1 protein-coding gene and 1 pseudogene are annotated in these 1,649 nt (G+C 74.8%); one reads left to right on the top strand and one right to left on the bottom strand.

The features are described 5' to 3' along the window. Positions 1 to 314: pseudogene (locus ACFUEL_RS39475) on the bottom strand (endoglucanase); the annotation flags it as partial. A gap of 301 nt (positions 315 to 615) precedes the next feature. Here ACFUEL_RS39475 and ACFUEL_RS39480 point away from each other — a divergent pair. Then, positions 616 to 1,647, top strand: coding sequence for a LacI family DNA-binding transcriptional regulator (locus ACFUEL_RS39480; RefSeq protein WP_380243017.1), 1,032 nt, complete (start codon positions 616 to 618; stop codon positions 1,645 to 1,647). Positions 1,648 to 1,649: the final 2 nt, after the last annotated feature.

The following is a 1,649-nucleotide window of genomic DNA, read 5'->3' on the forward strand; positions in this document are numbered from 1 at the left end:
AGCAGGACGGGCAGCTTGTCGTAGGCGTCGGCGCGGCCGACGTAGGCGCCGGTGGCCGCCCCGATGTCGCCGCTCCAGTTGCCGAACCAGCGCTCCGCGGGGGTGTTGGCGATGTTGGCGCGGATCGCCGCGGCGCGGCCGTCGCCGGGGTTGGCGTTGGCCCAGCGCAGCGCGGAGTTGTCCGGGTCGACGTAGAAACCGCTGGTCATCGTGGTGGGGTCGGCCGCGTAGGCCGGGCCGGCGTCGGTCAGGGCGAGGCCGGCGGCGAGCAGGCCGGCCAGCAGCGCGGCTGCCGCTCGGGTGGGTTTGCGCACGGTTCTTCCTCCGGTGGGTGGAGCGGGGAAGTGGAAGCGCTTCCAGTTTTGCGCGAATCGCATCGCGTGAGGGGATGATTGGGCGCGGAGGAGAGCCGTGTCAATACTTCCTGCACCAGCCGCGTCTGGCCGTAGTGCTTCGACCACTGTCGCGGCTTGATGGTCGCAGTACGCTGGAAGCGCTACCGGTTTCCGCCGCCGGCCCGGACCGGGTGCCGCTCCCCGCAGGCTCCGTGGCCGGTGAACGCCGTGGAATCATGACCCCTGTCCGACGCCCGCAGCCCGAGGAGCAGCCGTTTCCATGGAGTCGTCCCCCAAGCGCATGCCCACCCTCGACGAGGTGGCCCGGCGCGCCGGCGTCTCGCGCACGGCGGCCTCCCGGGTGATCAACAACGCCCCGCACGTCAGCCGGGCCAAGCGGGAGGCGGTCGAACGCGCGGTGCGCGAACTGGGCTTCGTCCCCAACCCGACCGCGCAGGCCCTGGCCAGCCGCCGGGTCGGCGCGGTGGTGCTGGCGGTCTCCAGCGACGAGCCGGGCCTGTTCGCCGACCCCTTTTTCGCCGAGGTGATCGTCGGGGTGAGCGCCGCGCTGGAGCAGACCGACCTGGAGCTGGTCCTGCTGCTGGCCAACACCCCGCGCGGGCGCGACCGGCTGGAGCGGCTGCTGCGCTCGCGCCGCGCCGACGGCGTGATGCTGATGGCGCTGCGCGGCGACGACCCGCTCGGCCGGCTCGCCGAACAGACCGACCTCCCGGTGGTGTTCGGCGGCCTGCCGCTCACCGGCGAGCCGCGCTGGTACGTGGACGCCGACAACCGGGGCGGCGCCCGGCTCGCGGCCGAGCACTTCGTCCGGACCGGGCGCCGGCGGCCCGTCATGATCACCGGTCAGCTGGACACCCGGGTCGCCGCCGCCCGCGAGCAGGGCTTCACCGAGGGCCTGGCGCTGGCCGGGGTCCCGTTGCTCGGCGTCGAGGCCGGCGACTTCACCGAGGACGGCGGGGCCGCCGCGATGGAGCGGCTGCTCGCGGCCCACCCCGCGCCGGACGCGCTGTTCACCGCCTCCGACGCGATGGCGATCGGCGCGCTGCGCACGCTGCGCACCCGCGGGCTGCGGGTGCCCGAGGACGTCGCGGTGATCGGCTTCAACGACCTGGCCAGCGCCCGGCACACCGCCCCGCCGCTCACCACCGTGCACCAGCCGGTGCGGGCGCTGGGGCGCGAGATGGCCAGGATGCTGGTGGCCGCCATCGAGGGCGACGACCCCAGCCCGCTGATCCTGCCGACCCGGCTGACCGTGCGCGAGTCCGCCCCGGACGTGCCCGCGGCGGGCTGACC

The sequence above is a fragment of the Kitasatospora sp. NPDC057198 genome, from assembly GCF_042670125.1.
GTDB lineage: Bacteria > Actinomycetota > Actinomycetes > Streptomycetales > Streptomycetaceae > Kitasatospora.